Source organism: Paraprevotella xylaniphila YIT 11841 (genome assembly GCF_000205165.1).
GTDB classification, from domain to species: domain Bacteria; phylum Bacteroidota; class Bacteroidia; order Bacteroidales; family Bacteroidaceae; genus Paraprevotella; species Paraprevotella xylaniphila.
In genome coordinates, this window is record NZ_GL883828.1 from 24,795 (window position 1) to 43,569 (window position 18,775).

The window sequence follows — 18,775 nt, forward strand, 5'->3', positions numbered from 1 at the left end:
TTTTTCATTTGTTTTCCTTGAATGGTTAAAAACTACAACGGACACCCAACGTCACAGAACGCGGTATGCCCATACCGTAACCTCTATAATATCCATCGAAATCCACTAACTCAGGATCGTCGCCACTGAATTTCGAGACGGTAAACAGATTGTTTCCTGACACATACACATATACATCATGTTCTGGCGTAGGAACAGAATACCCCAAGGTAATCGACCGCAACTTCAAGTAAGAAACCTTTTCCAAATACAAATCCTGATCTGCCCGGTAAGGATGCACCTCACTCAATGCATTGTAACGAGGATAATCCATCGGGACATTACCGCTTTGCCAGAAGAAGATTTCCTTCACACCTGCCAGATTATCTCCTTTGTCAAGGGTTGTGAAATCATACTGTTGATAGGCCCTGTAATTCATGGCCGACTGTCCCGCCGCAAAAAAGAACGAAGCCCCCAAATCAAAACGTTTAAACTTCAGTTGAGTCGAGAACCCTCCGGTGTATTTCGGCAAAGAATGGCCTTTCAGGACTTTGTCCTCATCCGTTATCTTATTATCACCATTCCTGTCTACCCATTTCGGGTCACCGGCTTTCATTTCCACTCCATTTACCGTCATCTTTTTCCCGTCTTTCACCGGGACTTCTGCATCGGATTGGTAAATCCCGTCATTCTGCAGGACATAAAAACGGTCTACGGCTTCTCCTACCCTCAACAACCGTCCGTCGACCTCCGTTTGCTGAAGCCCACCGGGAAGGGCTGACAATTCATTGTGGTTGAAAGCAAAATTGGCACCGACCGACCATTGCCACCCGTCACCAGGCTGTTCAATCAACTTTCCGGTAAGAGACAGTTCCACACCTCGGTTCGTAATCTCCATACCTTGTTTATATTGCCCTGTATAACCAAACTCATGAGCCACCGGCACCTTTACCAACAAGTCCTTGTCGCGATTGGAATAAAAAGCAAAATCCAACGTCAGACGGTCTTTCAACCAACTGGAACGCATCCCGACCTCTGCCTTGTCCGCATAAGGCCATTTCACGCCAAAACCGACCCATCCGAACGTATAAGGACGGGTAGCCGTGGCATATTGGTTATAAGAACTGGGAATCCAAGAACCGCTCCAACCGATGTTCTCTGATGTATATTGCGGCCCCATCCCATAACGGTCGGAAGGAAGATAACGCCCGACACGTGCCCATGAACCATATAAATCCAATCGGGACAACCAGGAAACATTTTCTAATAAAGAATGCTTGATACTCCATTGAACCTGAGCTGCCGGAGTAAAGAGCCAACGATGATTGGATTGCACGGTCGTCGCACCGTCATAACGTAATACCACACCGGCAGAAAGATAATCCTTCCATCGGTAAGCGATGTTCAAAGATGAATTCATGAAATGCACTTCCTCCTGATCCAAGAAATTAAACAGTTCAAAACCTCCTCCCTTGGTACTATGCTTGTTATCGTCATCCCCGTCATAACCTTTGGAGTAATTATAATGATAACGGTCCTGGTCCATGGAGCCGTTCACGTCGAAAGAAAGGCGATGGCCGTTTTCCATATCCCAATCATAACCCAAATAGAAGTCTCCTATAAAACGACGGTTGTATCCGGAGTAATTCGACACATAACTCATGGACTCCATCATCGTAGAAGGCCAAAACGCATTCCTGACATCCGTCTCATAGTCGAATTTTACGGACAAGCCAGCCCTTAGAGCCTTCCACACATAATTCAGAGATAGGCTTCCGTTTATCGCCATGTTGTCATTCTTGTCATCCGTACCACTCAAATAAGAGTCATAGATGCCTGCCCCTTCCGTCGTCGGAGGTACGGGCGTAGCCAAAGACGGAAAATACTCCATTTCTGCATAACGGTCACGCAAGGTTTTGTTTCGCGAACGCGATGCCTTAACGGCTTGCAAGATTGTGCTCACCGTCAGTCCTTTTACGGGCATCATGTTCAGATAGAAATCGATATTGTATTTCGAGTAATCCGTATTGTCGGCCATCCCCTCATTGGTTGCCGTACCCACAGAAAACAAATAATTGGCAATCCCTTTACCTCCCCCGACGGAAGCATTCACGTTATATTGCAACTGGGGAGTGTTATAATAATCCTCAGCCCAACCCGGCGCCCCGAAAAACATGGGGTCGGTACGGTCTTTTAAATAAGCAGGAAGATAACGGTCCAAATCCGTGCCTTCGGGGTAAAATCCGGCACGGAAATTCCGCTCGTCGTTCGCGTTAGTCATCCGTACATCCCCGTTCGAAGCCATGGATGCCGTCAGACTGGCATCCACTGTCACGTTGGGTCCTCCCTTATATCCGTCACGGGCCACGATCCAAATGGCACCGTTGGCAGCCAACGGCCCTAATTTTGCCAACTCATAAGGATCTTTTACGACTTCTATCGACTCGATATTGGCCAAATGCAATCCGGCCAAAAGGTTGGTCGCCGTACCCAATGGATTCACGTCGTTATTCTTCACACTATAAGAATAGGCCCGGTTCTCTATCACCGGTACACCATTTATATATACGGCCGGCTGAGTGGACATGGCATCCACTTTAGAAAACAAAGGGACGGATGTTCCCCGCAAGAACATGGCTTGCTGCGTTCCGGGTTCCCCACTCGGCTCCTGTACATACAGTCCGGCCACCTTTCCTTTCAGGTTTTGCTGAAGGGAAATATAGGGCGAACGGTATACCTCCATCATCGCCACGGAATCAGGCGAACCTAACGCCGCGTTCCGCTTTTGCGCCTCATACCGGGAAAACCATCCTTTCTGCCCACCGGCACTATCTTGCCGCAAAGAATCCTTTTTCAGACTTCCTCTCTTGGCTACCGACACAAGCTCCCCGGAGCCTGCTGACGACATGGGATACTTGTTTCTCATGCCATACGCATTTCCTACATAAAGCATGGAAAAGCAGCATGCCGTACAAACCGGATAGATGATTAGACGTATTGTCTTTCTCCTGTTTTTCATACATAATTTTAGTTAATTTGACAAGGCACAAATTTAAAGGCTTCTTAAAAAAAAGCGGGACTATTTTCAACCAACTTCATCCAATTTTAGACCAAATTTCAAATCCGGAGGACAATAATCATTCATTCATGGATGTTTTTTATTCAAAAACAAACGATAATGCCTTCATAATCTGATATTTAAAAATCAGTTGAATCTTTCTATGAATCAAAGGCAAGATAAGAGGTTATACAAAGGGATGAAACCCATTTTAACCTTATTCCGAGTGGAATCCTTTTTCCATTTTCATCTTCGCCATCAATCCACAAGACCTCGCTTGCGCAGAAATTCCGTGGGAGTAATGCCGAACTGTTCCTTAAAACAGGTTGACAAGTACTTCGCACCGGAAAATCCGGTGGAATAAGCGATGGCATCCAATGAGGTTTCCCCGCCCTCCAAAAGTTCGTAAGCATGTTTCAGGCGGATGTTTTTCACAAATTCCACAGGAGAAAGATCCGTAATAAGCTTTATTTTACGGTAAAAGGAAGATTTGGACAGTCCTACTTCACGTGCAATGGTATTTATATCCACATCAATTCCTTTCTTCATATTATGTTCTATAATCGAAATCACCTTATCCAAAAACTTCTGGTCGAGGGCAGACATCTTCAGCATGGCCGTCTTCACTTCCCCCTCCTGCCTGAAGTCCCTTTGGGCACTGCGTTTATGTTCCAGAAAGTTTTCCACCCGTGCCTCAAGCACCCTTAATTCAAAAGGTTTGGCCACGTAACCGTCACACCCTGCCTTATAACATTCCACCCGGTCTTCCGGGGCATTTTTTGCCGTCAACAAGATTACCGGTATATGGCTCGTATTAATATCGGATTTCAGCCGACGGCAAAGCTCAAGGCCATCCATATTCGGCATCATCACATCACTGATAACCACATCCACGGCATGTTCTTCGATGACAGACTGGGCTTCCACCCCATCGTGTGCCAACAAGACCTTATGGCGACACATAAAGACGCGGTGCATCACGTCTAAAAGGTCGGCATTGTCATCCACCAATAACATGGTTCCATTCACCTCACCTTGACCGCCTTTTTCTTCCAGTACGGCATATCCCGTAATTCCACCCTCTTCCTGCGGCAGCTCAAGTTCTTCTGCCGCAGTTATTTCCTCGCGGGGAGCAATTTCTTCCGGTAAATAGGCTGACTTGTCCACGGGTAAGAGGATTGTAAACTCCGTTCCCTCTCCCACCTTGCTTTTTAAGGAAATCTGTGCGTGGTGGATTTCCAACAGTTCTTTCACCAAAGACAGGCCTATGCCGTTGGCTTCGGTGGCCGCATCGGTAGCGGCGGTATAGAACCGGTTGAATACAAAAGGCTGTTTCTCCACGGGAATACCCACTCCCGTGTCCTTGACCCGAATCAGCGCGGAACATACACCATCATGCTCCATAACGGAAAGAGAAACTGAAACCTCACCGCCCTCGTGAGTATATTTATAGGCATTGAACAACAGATTATACAAGACTTTTTCCAATATGTCCCGATCGAAATATGCCGATTCAACACCTTGCTCTACCCGCACGGCAAAATACAAGTGCTTCTTGTCCATCAGCACGGAGAAATTCATCCGGCACAGTTCTTCCACAAAGGCAGAAAGATTCCCTTCGGACACCTGCAACTTCATTTTGCCGTTCTCAATCTTGCGGAAATCCAACACCTGTTGGATGAGATGTTTCAGTTGCCGCAAACTATTCCTCATCTTGTCCAGTTGGGGAATCTTGTTCTTGTACGTCATGGCCATATCATCTATCAGGCAGGATATGATGGTGATAGGCGTAAGGAAATCGTGGGATATGTTCGTGAAGTAACGCAACTTGGCTTGTGTCAGTTCCTCACTCTTCTCCTTTTCTATCTGTACGATTTTCAATTCATTGCGCAGCCTGACACGATAAACGGCCCATCGGTAACATCCCAACAAGGCCGCAGCCACAGCCAATATATATAAGGTGTAGGCCCACCACGTCTCATACCACGCAGGCTGACGTATAATAGTATAGGATACCGTGTTCGGACTCCATCGACCTTCGCTGTCGGTAGCCCGTAGTTCGAGGACATTTTCCCCCTTGGGCAATTTATTATAGTAGGCACGGGGCAGGTCGTTTCCTGTATACACCCAGTCATTATTCACGCCCTTAATCCGGTAAGCATACAATATTTGCCGGGGAGAAGAATAATTCAACGTTGAAAAATCAATTTCAATATCATGGGCATCTGCCCCTAATATGAGTTGATGCGACAAGGCATCCATCCGGCAATTTCCCGGGAAGTCGCCGTCCAAGATTGATTTTCCGGACACCTTCACATCCGTAAGCGCCACATCCACGGAAGAGGCCGTCCCGTCTAACCTGGAAGTTCCCTTGAAACAGGTTATGCCGCCGTCACGCCCGTAATAAAACATACCGTCACGGTAGGAACAGGCATTCCGTTCAAAAGAATGCACTCCCATATTATAAAGCCCGGCATACGATTTCACCACTTCGTTGTCCGGATTGAACTCCAACACATTCTTGGCGGTGGAAATCCATATATGCCCATCCTGGCCTGCCATGATGTCGTTGACCGTTTCATTGATATAGGTATAAAACAAAGAAGAATAGTCCTTGAAGGCATTCGTTTGCGCATCCCAAGCCTGCACGTTACCCTCCATCGTGCCAATCCATACTTTCCGGTGCTTCACATCTGCACAAAGTGCCTCCACATTATTGGACAACAACCCACCGTCCCGTGCCGCGAAATGCCGGACGGCACATTCCACAACCTTTCCGTCCCGGTATGCGGGAACCACACGGTAAAGCCCATGCCCACGGGTTCCCAACCAAAGGTTCCCCCAACCGTCTATCGCCATTGACGAAATATCATGAACGTCTACACGCAATGTCGTCTGGATATCCCCTTCACCGTTGCACACAGCAAGACCATATTCGGTCACAATCCACACATTGCCGTGGGTATCCTCCTTCATCGCCAAAGGTACACCCACGCCTGCCGCCTTTAAGTCTATGACCTTTTTAAGCGTAAAGGATTTTACCCCCCCCCCCGCGTTAAAAATACATAAATCTTATGAAAGAATTTCGCGCCGACCCATACCTCGTCCTCTCGTGAGGAAGGAGAAAAGAATGCCGACACATCTCCCAAATCGTTCTGGAATTCCGGTGGAACCATGTCACGATAAAAAGACAAAGAGTTATCTGCCGGATTATACCACCCAAGCCCCAACCGGTCGTAATTGATCCAGAAAAGTCCTGTATTATCCTTAAAAACACCCCGGACGATAGGGCTTATCCCTCCGGTAATACCCTGCAACGGGGGTAAGGACAAGTTAGTGATTTGCGCATCGCTGAATACCAATTGGTAAGCCCCGTTCCCCGATGCAGACAGCCAAATATTGCCGTCACGGTCTCCATAAATACGGTTGAACAGGTTATTGGTCTGGGTTGCCAACTTTTCCGAAGGAATGACGGTCAACCGGCCGTTCTCTGCCTGGGCCACCGTCAGCCCGTAATACCCCAGCATCCACAGACATCCCCAATGCTTGTCCTGATACAGGCAAAAGGCATATTTCAGGTTTTGCATGTCCTTATCCTCTGCCCCGGACAACACATCTCCCACATAACAGACATTTGCCCCGGCATCCAAGTCCATCCGGAACAAGCCTTCACCCCAAGTGGAAAGCCAATACGTCCCGGACTCGTCCTGACAAAGCCGGAAAGGATTGTCCGTCTTGCCCAAACGGGGCATACGCTCAAAGCGGTTAATCGTCCTATTGTAACGGTACAGGCCTTTTTCCCAAAAGCCTACCCATATCGTACCGGCATGGTCCTTGTAGACCATGTTCACGCTCGTGACCGGAAGGCTGGAATCGAACGACTCCACTTCCTTTAAATCCGGACTGACCCGGACCAGTTTCTTATAAGAACCCACCCAAATATACCCCTCGTCATCGGTCACGATGGAACGGATTTCATAGTCTGTCAACAAAGAGTCTGTGAAAGAAATGAAGTGATTGGCCTTCTTGTCCCACGCACACATCCCTTTTTGCGTACCAATAAGGAGTTTTCCGTCCTTCGTCTCGGCAATATCCTTAATATCGTTGTGGGGCAACAATGCCGGGTACATGGGAGAAGAACGAAAGACATGAAGCCCGTAACCGTCGTAACGGCACAGTCCGTCGGTAGTGCCCAACCAAAGCACGCCTTCCCGGTCCTGATGCAAGCAATAGACCTTATTGGAGGGCAACTGCCCCAACAACGGAAACGGTTTCACTGAAATCTTATCCAAAAGGCCGGCGCAAGCCCAAGCCGCAGACAATGAAAATAAAAGGGAAAAAACTATACTTCTTTTTTTCATGGTGCCCAATCGCTTTTTCGGTTGCAAAAATAATAAAATATATGTCTACATGCCATATTTCTGCGTTCATTTTTCCCCTTAAATTTTCTGCGCCAAACGATTTTTCAATCTCAGCCGAACGATTTTTCAATCTGCGCCAAACGATTTTCAAATGTGAAGAGCATGTTTTCCCGTCTTCTGGGAACACCCAAAAAGCACAGCTCCCGTCCCACAAAAATCCCCACATAAACGGGGAAACAGGTCTTTCCGCTGTCCTGACGGCCTGAATGATTTTTGCCATTCTTGAACGATAATTCTCCCGAACCGGAATTAGATTGAATTTTGGCCTACTTTGAACAAAAATCGGCCTTGGGTTTTCTTATTTTTCATGAATTTTGCAGCGGTATAAAACAAGAGCGAAAGAACAGGTATGGTTTTGCAAGGTATAAAAGACGTTTTCAGGATAACGATTTATCAGACTGTTCATGTATCATTAAATAAATAGAGAAGACAATGAAAAGGAAGTATGTAAAAGTCATAGCAGCCGTAATAGGGATGGCCATAATGAACGGTCATCCGCTTACGCTCAATGCAAAATCGAAAAAGAACCGGACGGCAACTCCGACGGGCATCACCATCCACGGATATGGAGAGACCGCATCGTTTTCCGTAGATTCCAAGAACTTGCGGACGGATGAGCCCATCCAAGTTTCGGCTACGCACGGTTTTGAAGTTTCTCCCCACGAAATTTCCCCCAACGGTAAAGGCTCTGTTACCGTGAAACTGGTAAGCTCCAAACGGCAAACTGACGGCAAGGTTATCCTGCGGAGCGGTGACACGCGTTACTACGTGGATGTAAAAGGAGAAGGGAAAGACCTTCCGGTCAAAGACTTGTCTGCCACACCCGTCTACAAAGGAGGGGGGCAGGATTCTTTTGAAAAAGAGTTTTCACCCTCTAAAAACGGATATACCATAGAATTCAAAGTGGCCATTCCTGCCGATGGGAACGAGTTCAATCCCTTTGCCATCAATGCCGACGGACAGGGTTTCAAAAGCTATGTCACGTCTACGGCCTTCGGATTGTGCCACTCCACGTCCAAAGCCGACGGGTTCAAGAACCCTTCCACCAACGTGACCGGCGGACGTGGAAAGTTCTATAACAACGACGGCAAAGCACACATTTACCGCATCGCCGTGATGCCGGACAACCGCGCATTCTTCTACCGCGACGGCATTGCCGTGGACACGGTGCGCCTGCACGATTACGGTTTGCAGCCCGAATTCGCAAGCGGTAACGGGGACATCAAGGAAAACCTGCTAAAGAATCCCGGATTCGAAGGTGAATTTGAAGTGTTCGGGGTTAAAAATGCGGAAGACGTGGCTAAGGGCATAGAGGGATGGTACATTGACATACACGACTATTGGTGCAGCCAACAGTTCATCGTTCCTGAAGAAATAGACCAAGCCATAGGTGTCGACAATCATGTGGCACAAATCAAGCCCTACATGTGGGCCAACGGTTGGGGCAACGGCAACATCAACCAAATCGTAGACGTGGCTCCTAATGAAACCTATACACTTACGGCACTGGTCAAAGGAGGCATCCGGGAAAAAGAAGGGACCTTGGCCGGCAGCATGTTTATCGAGGAGATGCAGAACCGTGAAAAGAGAGTCAAAGTGGACATTGCCAGCGATTCATGGGAAACATATTCCTTGGATTATACCACCTCGTCCGATTGTAAGCAAATCCGTGTGGTATTCCAAACGGAAAGTGGAAAATGGGGAGAGCACCGCAGCCCGTTGGAAGTAGACAACGTGAAACTGACCGGCGTATCGCGCCAATATACCCCCAAAATCGGTTTCACCAATCAGGACGCTCAAGTGGAATACTTCACATTCGACACCACAGGAGCCTACGCACCGGCATCTCCTGAAATCACGGTGAATATCAACTAACCTGCAAACGAAGCATGAAGAAACTGTTTTTGACCATCGTATGCTTATGGGCATGGCATGTCCACTGTACGGCACAACTTACCCAATTCCACCCGGGCGAAGTATGGAACGATGCCGAGGACGCTCCCATCAATGCCCACGGAGGCTGCGTGGTGTTCCACAATGGCACATACTATTGGTTTGGCGAGGACCGCACGAAATTCGAATCGAACGGCGTCAGTTGCTACGCCTCCACAGACCTGTATAACTGGAAGCGCGTCGGACTGGCCCTGAAAGCCGACGGAACGCCCCGTGAAGACTTGAACGACATCTCGCAAGGCCGCCTTTTTGAACGCCCGAAGGTCATATACAACCCGAAGACCAAAAAATGGGTGATGTGGAGCCATTGGGAAAAATCGAGCAGCGACTACGGAGCCGCACGGGTATGCGTGGCCGTGAGTGACAGTGTCACCGGCCCTTATACTTTCTATAAGACCTTCCGTCCGAACGGAAACGAATCGCGCGACCAAACGTTGTTCGTGGACAACGATGGAAAAGCCTACCATATATGCTCTACGGCTATGAACTCCAATACAAACATTGCCCTCCTGCGCGATGATTATTTGGAACCGGAGGGGACAAACCTTCAAGTACTGAAAGGCGAAAAGTGTGAAGCTGCAGCCATCTTCAAATGGAAGGACGTATATTACGGCCTGTTCTCCGGTTGCACGGGATGGAATCCCAACCCCGGAAGGAGAGCCATGGCCAAGGACATCATGGGAGAATGGAAACTCCACGGCAACTTTGCCACCGACCCACTGAAACAAGTCAGCTACCGCTCACAACCTTGCTACGTGTTGAAAGTGGAAGGCCGGAAAGACGCTTTCATCTATATGGCTGACCGTTGGAACCCCAACGACGTGGAACACTCCACTCACGTTTGGTTGCCTGTCAGCATGCGTTCGGGACTTCCTGTCGTCCGTTGGTACGACCAATGGGATTTAAGCGTCTTCGACAAAATGTACCGCTACAAACGGGCTGCGGAAATCGTCTCCGGAAACATCTATGCCTTGTTGGAACAGCAGGCCGACAGGTTAGTGTCCAAACCGGCCAATGGTTTCACCATTGCTGACGACAATGATGAAATCAACCTGAACTTCATCTTCCAGACAACAGGCTCTCCTGATGTGTACAAGTTAAAAGACACGAAAAGCGGCAAGTTCCTGACAAACACTTTCGGTTCCTTACGCCTGAGCAACGAAGAAGCAGACAGCGATAACCAAAAATGGAAATTTATCCGGCAAACAGGCGGATTCTATCGCATACAAAGCCTGCAAGACCAGAAATTCATTTCCGTCTCAGGCAACAACACCTTCGACGGGACTCCTTTATATCTCGCCACCGGAGGAGAACCGCACTACTTCGGAGTGTACTTCGATTCGGACAAATACGCATACCCTACATCTTAAACTATTCAATAAAAACACTTGAAATTAGGTTAATGTTATGTAAGTGCGTATCCGTGATGGCCTCGCACTTACTATCTTTAAAAAAAACTGCAATCATTTTATAAACATCAATTATCAATCTTATGATACAAAACAAATTACGAACTAAGGGTTATATCCTTGGTGTATTCTTGCTCGGCAACAGCTTACAGGGCATGGCCTCTACCGGCAAGACTGATGGCAAACATATAGTCATCGGGACTGTGATTAACCGACAGCCGCAGCTGCCCACAAATATCCAAATCGGGACGGACAAACTGGCTGTCAAATGGGAAAAGACAGATGCAAGCCTGTTTAATACGGCTTTCAAGCAAACAGAAATAAAAGGCGAAGTGAACCGGAAAGGCACAAAGGATACGGTTATGGCTTACGTGTGGACTTTGCCGGAAAATCTGGTGTACCTAATCGACGCAGGCCGTATCGCCCCACAATCTTCACAAATATTCGAGGCTGCCAAAGCTTTGCGCGGACAAGCCCTGTTCAACGACAAACCGGATCAGAAATATACCTCCGCAACCGATTTATGGGGTTATGTGGAACGCGAACAACACGAGAACCAAAAGGTATATGTCAAAGCCGGGAACGAAGCCGACTGGGCTTCCTCTTACCTGAGTGACGGAAAGGATAAGGACGAGGGACTGACCTATAAACTGACCCTCCAACCGGGAAGATATAAAGTGTGGGTCGCCCATGTCCCCAATGTCAAGCTTAATTTTACCAGTTATCTCCGAGTGAACCAAAAGATATACGACACCAAACAGGTTTCCACCACCATAGCGGAAGACTGGGTTCATCCACCTGTCTGGGTCACCCATGAGCTGAAACTGGCACAGCCTGCGACTTTCACTTATGAAAGCAACAAGATCGGCGGAAAGGAATGGGAAAACGGCAGCATCAGCCTGATTGCCGTGGAACAAGTCAGTGCCAATGTCGAACCGCCCTTCATTTCACCTTCGGGTGGTGACGTTTGGGGAAGCCAAACCGTAGAATTACAACATAAAGATCCATCGGTGGAAATCTACTATACGCTTGACGGCAGTGAACCAGACAAAAATAGCATAAAGTATTCCATTCCGTTCACCCTCAATAAAACCACAAGGGTGAACGCCATCGCCTACAATACGGAAGGGGCCAGCAAGATGACCTCGGCCGACTTTGCCATCAGTACATGGGCTATCACGGCAACTCCGTTCAAGCTCGTCGGCGAAAACGAAGTGAAGAACGTAAAAATCAACTGGATGCAAAGGAATGACGCAGACGTGTACAAAATATACCGAAACGGCACCTTAATAGGAGAGACCCGGGGAGACACTTACGATGATTACGGGTTGTCTTTAGGGGAAAATTACACCTATCATGTAGAAGGCTACAAAGAGGGCCGAAAGATAGCCACATCGGAACCGCAGTCGGCCATGCCCTTCAGACCTTCGCAAGATTGCGACGTATACGACAACCGCAACGGTCAATATCTGAAAAATAGAAAAGGCGGCATCGCCGGAATGAAAATAGGAAACCTTTATTTCTCTTATAGGTTGGAAAGGAAGAAAAAAGCTGTAAGTGGACAGGAAAAAGACGGTTGGCTGCTGTCTGAATCTTATTCCAAGACTGGCAAGGAAGGAAGTTGGAGCACACCACGTGAAATCGCATTCTATCCGGGTGTAAACTTCGAAGGTATCGGTTTCCGTTATAATGAAAAGACTGGCAAGGTCGTACTCTCCGCCCATTATGAAGACCAAGGAGGATATACTGCCGCCAAGATATTCCTTGCACAGATTACCCCGAAAGGCGGAATCGAAGTAGGTACCATGGAACGGCCATTAGGATATGACTCCCGCGACCAGGCTTTGTTTATAGACGATGACGGCACGGGCTACCTTCTCTCTGCCACCAACATGAACAGCGATATCAATATCTACAAATTGGATGAGACGTGGACTCGTCCTGTCGCATTAGTCAATACAATATGTAAAGGACAACACCGCGAGACCCCTTCCATCATCAAAAAAGACGGCGAATACTATTTCTTCAGCTCCAAAGCATCCGGATGGTATCCTAGCCAGGCCATGTATGCCTCAGCTGAGAAACTGGACGGGGTATGGACTTCATTACGGGAAATCGGTAACAACTCTACTTTCGGGGCACAGTTCAACAACATCCAAAGAAGGGGTACAAACCACGAAACATTCGGCGTGTGGAGTTACCATTGGGGTGCCCAATACCACCACAAAGACCCAGACGGGAACTTCCCGAGGATTTCCGTAGCCAAATTCAACAAAGGCTATGCTTCCATGGATTATTACCGTTATATCGAATTTTATGATTCATACGGCATCGTCCCCGTACAAAACGGCAGGAATCTCACGCTGAACGCACCGGCCTCTACCACCACGGTTGGTGCCAACCCTCATACGGCATCCTGCATCACAGACGGAGCCGACATGAATTCCTCCGTTTACTTCCAGAGCAGCACGTACCCGTACGTCCTGACCATAGATATGCAGAAAAAGGCCAAGATATCGGAGCTGAACTTGTCTACCAAATTGGTCAATGGTTCGGAAACGGCATATAAATACACAATCGAAGGGAGCGTAGACGGCGAACACTTCCAAACCTTGGTAGACGGAACGGATAACTGGCAAGTAGGGTTCCAGATACTCCCCATCACGGACTCATCGGTTTACAGATACCTCAGGTTAACGGTACTGAGAATCATCAATGTGCATAACAATAATCCGGCCGCTTGGGCCGATGGTGTCTATGAGCTCACCGCATTCGGTACGCCCGTAGAATAAATCGAACAACATTACCCCAAACAAATGGCACGACAGTCACAAACCTGCCGTGCCATTCGTTTTCACATATCCATATAAAATTTATATTCCTGTTACTTCTTATTTCCAGTCCGGAACGTCCTCTCCCGGTTCGTAATATTCTACCAGATTGGCATAAAACGTCAACGTGGAATAAGGCAGCACCGAACCTGCCGACTGACTTCCGTAAGCCAGTTCAGAGGGTATATATACCCACCAGACATCACCTTTGTGCATGTATTGCAAAGCTGTGGCAAATCCGGGCACGGCACTCGAAACTCCCATCTTGGCCGGCACGGCAATCTGATTATCCAGTTCGCCCATGAAAGACTGGGAGAACACCTTACGTTCTTCCACCCATTCTCCGTTCACCATATTCTGGGTAGGCATCAGATAGCCCCGGTAATTGACACGGACCGTGTCGGACCATGTCGGTCTGTCCGTTCCCGAACCCCGCTGCTCAATATACACGCAAATCGAATCGGTCAACGCCCCAAGTATATTTTGGGACTTCGTCGTCGACTTGAACATACGCCAATTACAATAGGCTTCCCACTGATTACCATATAGTTTTTTGGCTTGCGCAATGGAGTCCCTTGCCTCGGCAGCTATTTGGGAAAAATATTCAGCATTCCGAGCCGGCCAGTTCGCATAAGCATCATACGTGTCATCTTCTTCTTTACAAGCCCCCAAAGTGCATAAAGAAAAAAGAACGACCGCCAGATACAATAAACCTTTTTTCATTGATGTCCGTCTTTTAGGCAGGATTACATAATCTTTTTCAGCAACGAAGTGATGCTCACACGGTCTTCAATGATACCTTGCAAGTCGGCAATGTTCACCCGCTTCTGTTCCATCGTGTCGCGATGACGCAGGGTCACGGTATTGTCCTTCAGCGTATCGTAATCCACCGTCACGCAATACGGCGTACCAATGGCATCCTGTCGGCGGTAACGCTTGCCGATAGAATCCTTCTCATCGTATTTGCAGTTGAAATGGAAACGCAGGTTGCTGATGATTTCGTGCGCTTTCTCAGGCAGACCGTCTTTTTTTACCAACGGCATGACGGCCAGTTTTACCGGAGCCAATGCCTCCGGCAATTTGAGCACTACGCGAGTTTCCCCGTTTTCCAGTTTCTCTTCCTCGTAGCTGTGGCACATGATGGAAAGGAACATACGGTCCACACCGATAGAGGTCTCAATGACATACGGCGTATAGCTTTCGTTCGTTTCGGGGTCGAAATATTCTATCTTCTTGCCCGAATACTTGGCATGCTGGCTCAAATCAAAGTTCGTACGGCTGTGGATACCTTCCACTTCCTTGAAACCGAATGGCATGTGGAACTCGATGTCACTGGCCGCATTGGCATAGTGCGCCAGTTTCTCATGGTCGTGGAAACGGTAGTTTTCCGCCCCGAAACCTAATGCCTGATGCCAAGCCATACGGGTCTTTTTCCACGTTTCGAACCATTGAAGCTCCGTACCGGGCTTCACGAAGTACTGCATCTCCATTTGCTCGAACTCGCGCATACGGAATATGAACTGGCGAGCCACAATCTCGTTACGGAACGCCTTGCCGATTTGTGCGATACCGAAAGGCAGCTTCATGCGCCCCGTCTTCTGCACATTCAAGTAGTTCACGAAGATGCCTTGGGCGGTTTCCGGACGCAGGTAAATAGTGGAAGAACCTTCGGCCGTAGAACCGACCTCGGTCTTGAACATCAGATTGAACTGACGGACATCGGTCCAGTTGTGCGTGCCGCTGATGGGACACACGATACCCTCATCCAAGATAATCTGTTTCAGTTCATTCAGGTCGCCCGCATTCATCGCATCGCTGTAACGTTGGTGCAACGCATCGCGTTTCTGCTGATGTTCCAACACGCGGGGATTGGTTTCGCGGAACTTCTGCTCATCAAAGCTATCCCCGAACTTCTTGGCCGCCTTGGCTATTTCCTTGTTTATCTTTTCTTCGTACTTGGCAATCTGGTCTTCAATCAATACATCCGCACGATAACGCTTCTTGCTGTCGCGGTTGTCTATCAAAGGGTCGTTGAATGCGTCCACGTGCCCGCTGGCCTTCCACGTCGTAGGGTGCATGAAGATGGCGGCATCGATACCCACGATGTTCTCGTGCAGCAACACCATGCTCTGCCACCAATATTGCTTGATGTTATTTTTCAACTCCACACCGTTCTGACCGTAATCATACACGGCACCCAATCCGTCATAGATGTCGCTTGAGGGAAACACGAAACCGTATTCCTTACAATGTGACACTATTTTCTTGAATACATCTTCCTGAGCCATACTCTATTCGTAAAATATTGATAAATCTTTCGCAAAAGTACGCCTTTTTTTTCATTAAAATGTTATTTTTGCGTTAAAATAGATATATCATAAACAAATATGAGCGAAGACAAAGACGAGTTGACAGACCTGACTACGGAAACGCCTGAAGAGGACAACAATGCACACTCCAATTACCAACCGGAAACAAATCCCCATGACAGCATTACACACCACTTGAGCGGGATGTACCAGAATTGGTTTCTGGATTATGCCTCTTACGTGATTCTCGAACGGGCCGTGCCCCATATCAACGACGGTTTCAAACCGGTACAACGCCGCATCCTGCACTCCATGAAGCGTATGGACGACGGGCGCTACAACAAGGTGGCCAACATCGTGGGACATACCATGCAATTCCATCCGCACGGAGACGCTTCCATCGGGGATGCCTTGGTGCAGTTGGGACAGAAGGATTTGCTCATAGACTGCCAAGGGAACTGGGGAAACATCCTTACCGGTGACTCGGCGGCTGCTCCGCGTTATATCGAGGCCCGGCTTTCCAAATTCGCCCTCGACGTGGTGTTCAACCCCAAAACCACGGAATGGAAACTTTCATACGACGGACGGAACAAGGAACCGGTGACGCTTCCGGTCAAGTTCCCGCTGCTGTTGGCCCAAGGCGTGGAAGGCATTGCCGTGGGCTTGTCATCCAAAATCCTGCCGCATAACTTAAACGAGATATGCGATGCCGCCGTAAACTACCTGCATGGCGAACCGTTTCAACTTTACCCGGATTTCCTGACAGGAGGAAGTATCGATGTAAGCAAGTATAACGACGGCGGACGAGGGGGCGTAGTGAAAGTACGTGCCAAAATCACTAAGATAGACAACAAGACGCTGGCCATCCGTGAGATTCCATACGGAAAGACCACCACAACCCTGATTGACTCCATTCTGAAAGCCATCGAAAAAGGCAAAATCAAAGTACGCAAGGTAGAGGACAACACGGCTGCCGAAGTAGAAATCTTAGTGCACCTGACGCCGGGAGTAAGCTCGGACAAGGCATTGGATGCTCTCTATGCCTTTACCGACTGCGAAGTCAGTATCTCGCCCAACTGTTGCGTCATCGACGACAAGAAGCCTTGCTTCCTGACCGTCAGCGAAGTACTGAAACGTTCAGTGGACAACACGCTCGGACTGCTCCGCAAGGAATTGCTCATCCGAAAGGGAGAGCTTCAAGAGAGCCTGCATTTTGCCTCGCTCGAAAAGATATTCATCGAAGAGCGGATTTACAAAGACCGCAACTTCGAACAGGCCAAAGATATGGACGCGGCCTGCACACACATCGACGAACGGCTCACGCCCTTCTATCCGCAGATGATAAGGGAAGTGACCCAAGACGACATCCTCAAACTGATGGACATCAAAATGGCCCGGATCCTGAAATTCAATAAAGACAAGGCCAACGACGCCATCGCCCGGATGAAAGATGAGATCGCACGCATCGACCGCGACTTAGACAACATGGTGGAAGTCACCTGCAACTGGTTCCGTATGTTGAAAGCCAAATACGGCAACGAACATCCGCGTCATACCGAACTGCGCAATTTCGATACGATCGTAGCTACCAAGGTGGTGGAGGCCAACGAAAAACTGTATATCAACCGCGAAGAGGGCTTTATCGGCACATCGCTCAAAAAGGACGAATTCATTGCCAACTGTTCCGACATCGACGATGCCATTATTTTCTACCGCGACGGAACTTATAAAGTCATCCGTATCAGCGACAAGACGTTCGTGGGCGAAACGGAAAGAAGCAAGGCTGAAAAGAAAAAAGCCGAAATCATCCATGCCGCAGTTTTCAAACGCAACGACAAACGGACGATTTACAATGTCGCCTACCGGGACGGCAAGGACGGTTTCTATTACATCAAGCGTTTCAATGTAACTTCCATCACCCGCGACCGTGAATACGACCTGACACAAGGCAAACCCTTTTCACGCGTCGTCTACTTCACGGCCAATCCGAACGGAGAAGCGGAGGTCATTAAAATTACCCTGAAACCCGCCCTGAAACTCAAAAAGATATTTGTGGAAAAGGATTTCAGTACTGTGACTATCAAAGGCCGCCAAAGCATGGGTAACATTTTAAGCAAAAACGAGATACAGCGTATCGGCCTGAAATCCCACGGCGGTTCTACCTTGGGCGGACGCAAAGTATGGTTCGACCACGATGTCAACCGCCTGAATTACGACGAGCGGGGAGAATACCTGGGTGAGTTCCACAGCGAAGACCTGATTTTGGTCATCCTGAAAAGCGGAGAGTTCTACACGACCAATTTCGACGTAAACAACCATTATGAACCGGGCATACTCCGTATCGAAAAATTCTCACCGGACAAGATATGGTGTGCCGTTCTCTACGATGCCGACCAACAAGGTTATCCTTACGTCAAGCGTTTTGCGTTCGAACCGAGTACCAAGCCCCAAAGTTTCATGGGAGAAAACAAGGACAGCCGCTTCGTCTTGCTCACGGACGAAACCTATCCAAGGTTGCAAATCACGTTCGGCGGGCACGACAGCTTCCGCGACCCGCAGGAAATTGATGCGGAAAGTTTCATCGGCATAAAGAGTTTCAAAGCGAAAGGCAAACGGCTCACCACGTTCGATACGGCAACCATTACCGAACTGGAACCCATACGCCGGCCGGAACCGGAAACCGAAGAAGCCGTGGCGGAAGAAACGGAAGAAAAAGACACAGAAAAGGAGAATCTGGATCCGGATGCCGGTAAAAGCCAAAGCGACATCATAGATGAGCTTACCGGGCAAATGAAACTTTTTGAAGACGAATAAT

At 48.4% G+C, this 18,775-nt stretch carries 10 protein-coding genes; 4 read left to right on the forward strand and 6 right to left on the reverse strand.

The features are described 5' to 3' along the window. Nucleotides 1-25: 25 nt before the first annotated feature. The 4 genes from HMPREF9442_RS04665 to HMPREF9442_RS16390 all read right to left on the reverse strand — a co-directional run bounded on the left by HMPREF9442_RS04665 (nt 26) and on the right by HMPREF9442_RS16390 (nt 7,678). A complete protein-coding gene (locus HMPREF9442_RS04665) occupies nt 26-2,998 on the reverse strand; it encodes a SusC/RagA family TonB-linked outer membrane protein (protein WP_253271022.1) in 2,973 nt (990 codons plus the stop codon). Between the two features lie 297 nt (nt 2,999-3,295). Further along, the gene (locus HMPREF9442_RS04670; protein WP_253271023.1) at nt 3,296-6,031 is read right to left on the reverse strand and encodes a hybrid sensor histidine kinase/response regulator transcription factor; all 2,736 of its coding nucleotides are present in this window, start codon (nt 6,029-6,031) and stop codon (nt 3,296-3,298) included. A 44-nt stretch (nt 6,032-6,075) separates the two neighbouring features. After that, a complete protein-coding gene (locus HMPREF9442_RS16670) occupies nt 6,076-7,314 on the reverse strand; it encodes a ligand-binding sensor domain-containing protein (RefSeq protein ID WP_253271024.1) in 1,239 nt (412 codons plus the stop codon). 7 nt (nt 7,315-7,321) lie between these two features. Further along, nucleotides 7,322-7,678 carry a hypothetical protein gene (locus HMPREF9442_RS16390; RefSeq protein WP_008625875.1) on the reverse strand — a complete coding sequence of 119 codons (357 nt, stop codon included), beginning with the start codon at nt 7,676-7,678 and terminating at the stop codon, nt 7,322-7,324. 212 nt (nt 7,679-7,890) lie between these two features. Here HMPREF9442_RS16390 and HMPREF9442_RS04675 point away from each other — a divergent pair, with 212 nt between their 5' ends. The 3 genes from HMPREF9442_RS04675 to HMPREF9442_RS16970 all read left to right on the forward strand — a co-directional run bounded on the left by HMPREF9442_RS04675 (nt 7,891) and on the right by HMPREF9442_RS16970 (nt 13,612). Then, nucleotides 7,891-9,333: a carbohydrate binding domain-containing protein gene (locus tag HMPREF9442_RS04675; protein WP_008625876.1), complete on the forward strand. Its 1,443-nt coding sequence runs from the start codon at nt 7,891-7,893 to the stop codon at nt 9,331-9,333. Nucleotides 9,334-9,347: 14 nt separating this feature from the next. Then, on the forward strand, nt 9,348-10,781 hold the full coding sequence (locus HMPREF9442_RS04680; protein ID WP_008625877.1) for a family 43 glycosylhydrolase: 1,434 nt from the start codon (nt 9,348-9,350) through the stop codon (nt 10,779-10,781). Between the two features lie 122 nt (nt 10,782-10,903). Next, nucleotides 10,904-13,612: an FN3 associated domain-containing protein gene (locus tag HMPREF9442_RS16970; RefSeq protein ID WP_008625878.1), complete on the forward strand. Its 2,709-nt coding sequence runs from the start codon at nt 10,904-10,906 to the stop codon at nt 13,610-13,612. 99 nt (nt 13,613-13,711) lie between these two features. Here HMPREF9442_RS16970 and bamJ read toward each other — a convergent pair whose 3' ends face one another. Both bamJ and HMPREF9442_RS04695 read right to left on the reverse strand, forming a co-directional pair. Then, on the reverse strand, nt 13,712-14,374 hold the full coding sequence (gene bamJ, locus HMPREF9442_RS04690; protein WP_008625879.1) for a BamJ family beta-barrel-assembly machinery protein: 663 nt from the start codon (nt 14,372-14,374) through the stop codon (nt 13,712-13,714). A gap of 23 nt (nt 14,375-14,397) precedes the next feature. Next, on the reverse strand, nt 14,398-15,939 hold the full coding sequence (locus tag HMPREF9442_RS04695; protein WP_008625880.1) for a glycine--tRNA ligase: 1,542 nt from the start codon (nt 15,937-15,939) through the stop codon (nt 14,398-14,400). A 99-nt stretch (nt 15,940-16,038) separates the two neighbouring features. Here HMPREF9442_RS04695 and HMPREF9442_RS04700 point away from each other — a divergent pair, with 99 nt between their 5' ends. Continuing rightward, entirely contained in the window at nt 16,039-18,774 is a 2,736-nt protein-coding gene (locus HMPREF9442_RS04700) for a DNA gyrase/topoisomerase IV subunit A (protein ID WP_008625882.1), read from the forward strand. The last annotated feature ends 1 nt before the right edge of the window (nt 18,775 follow it).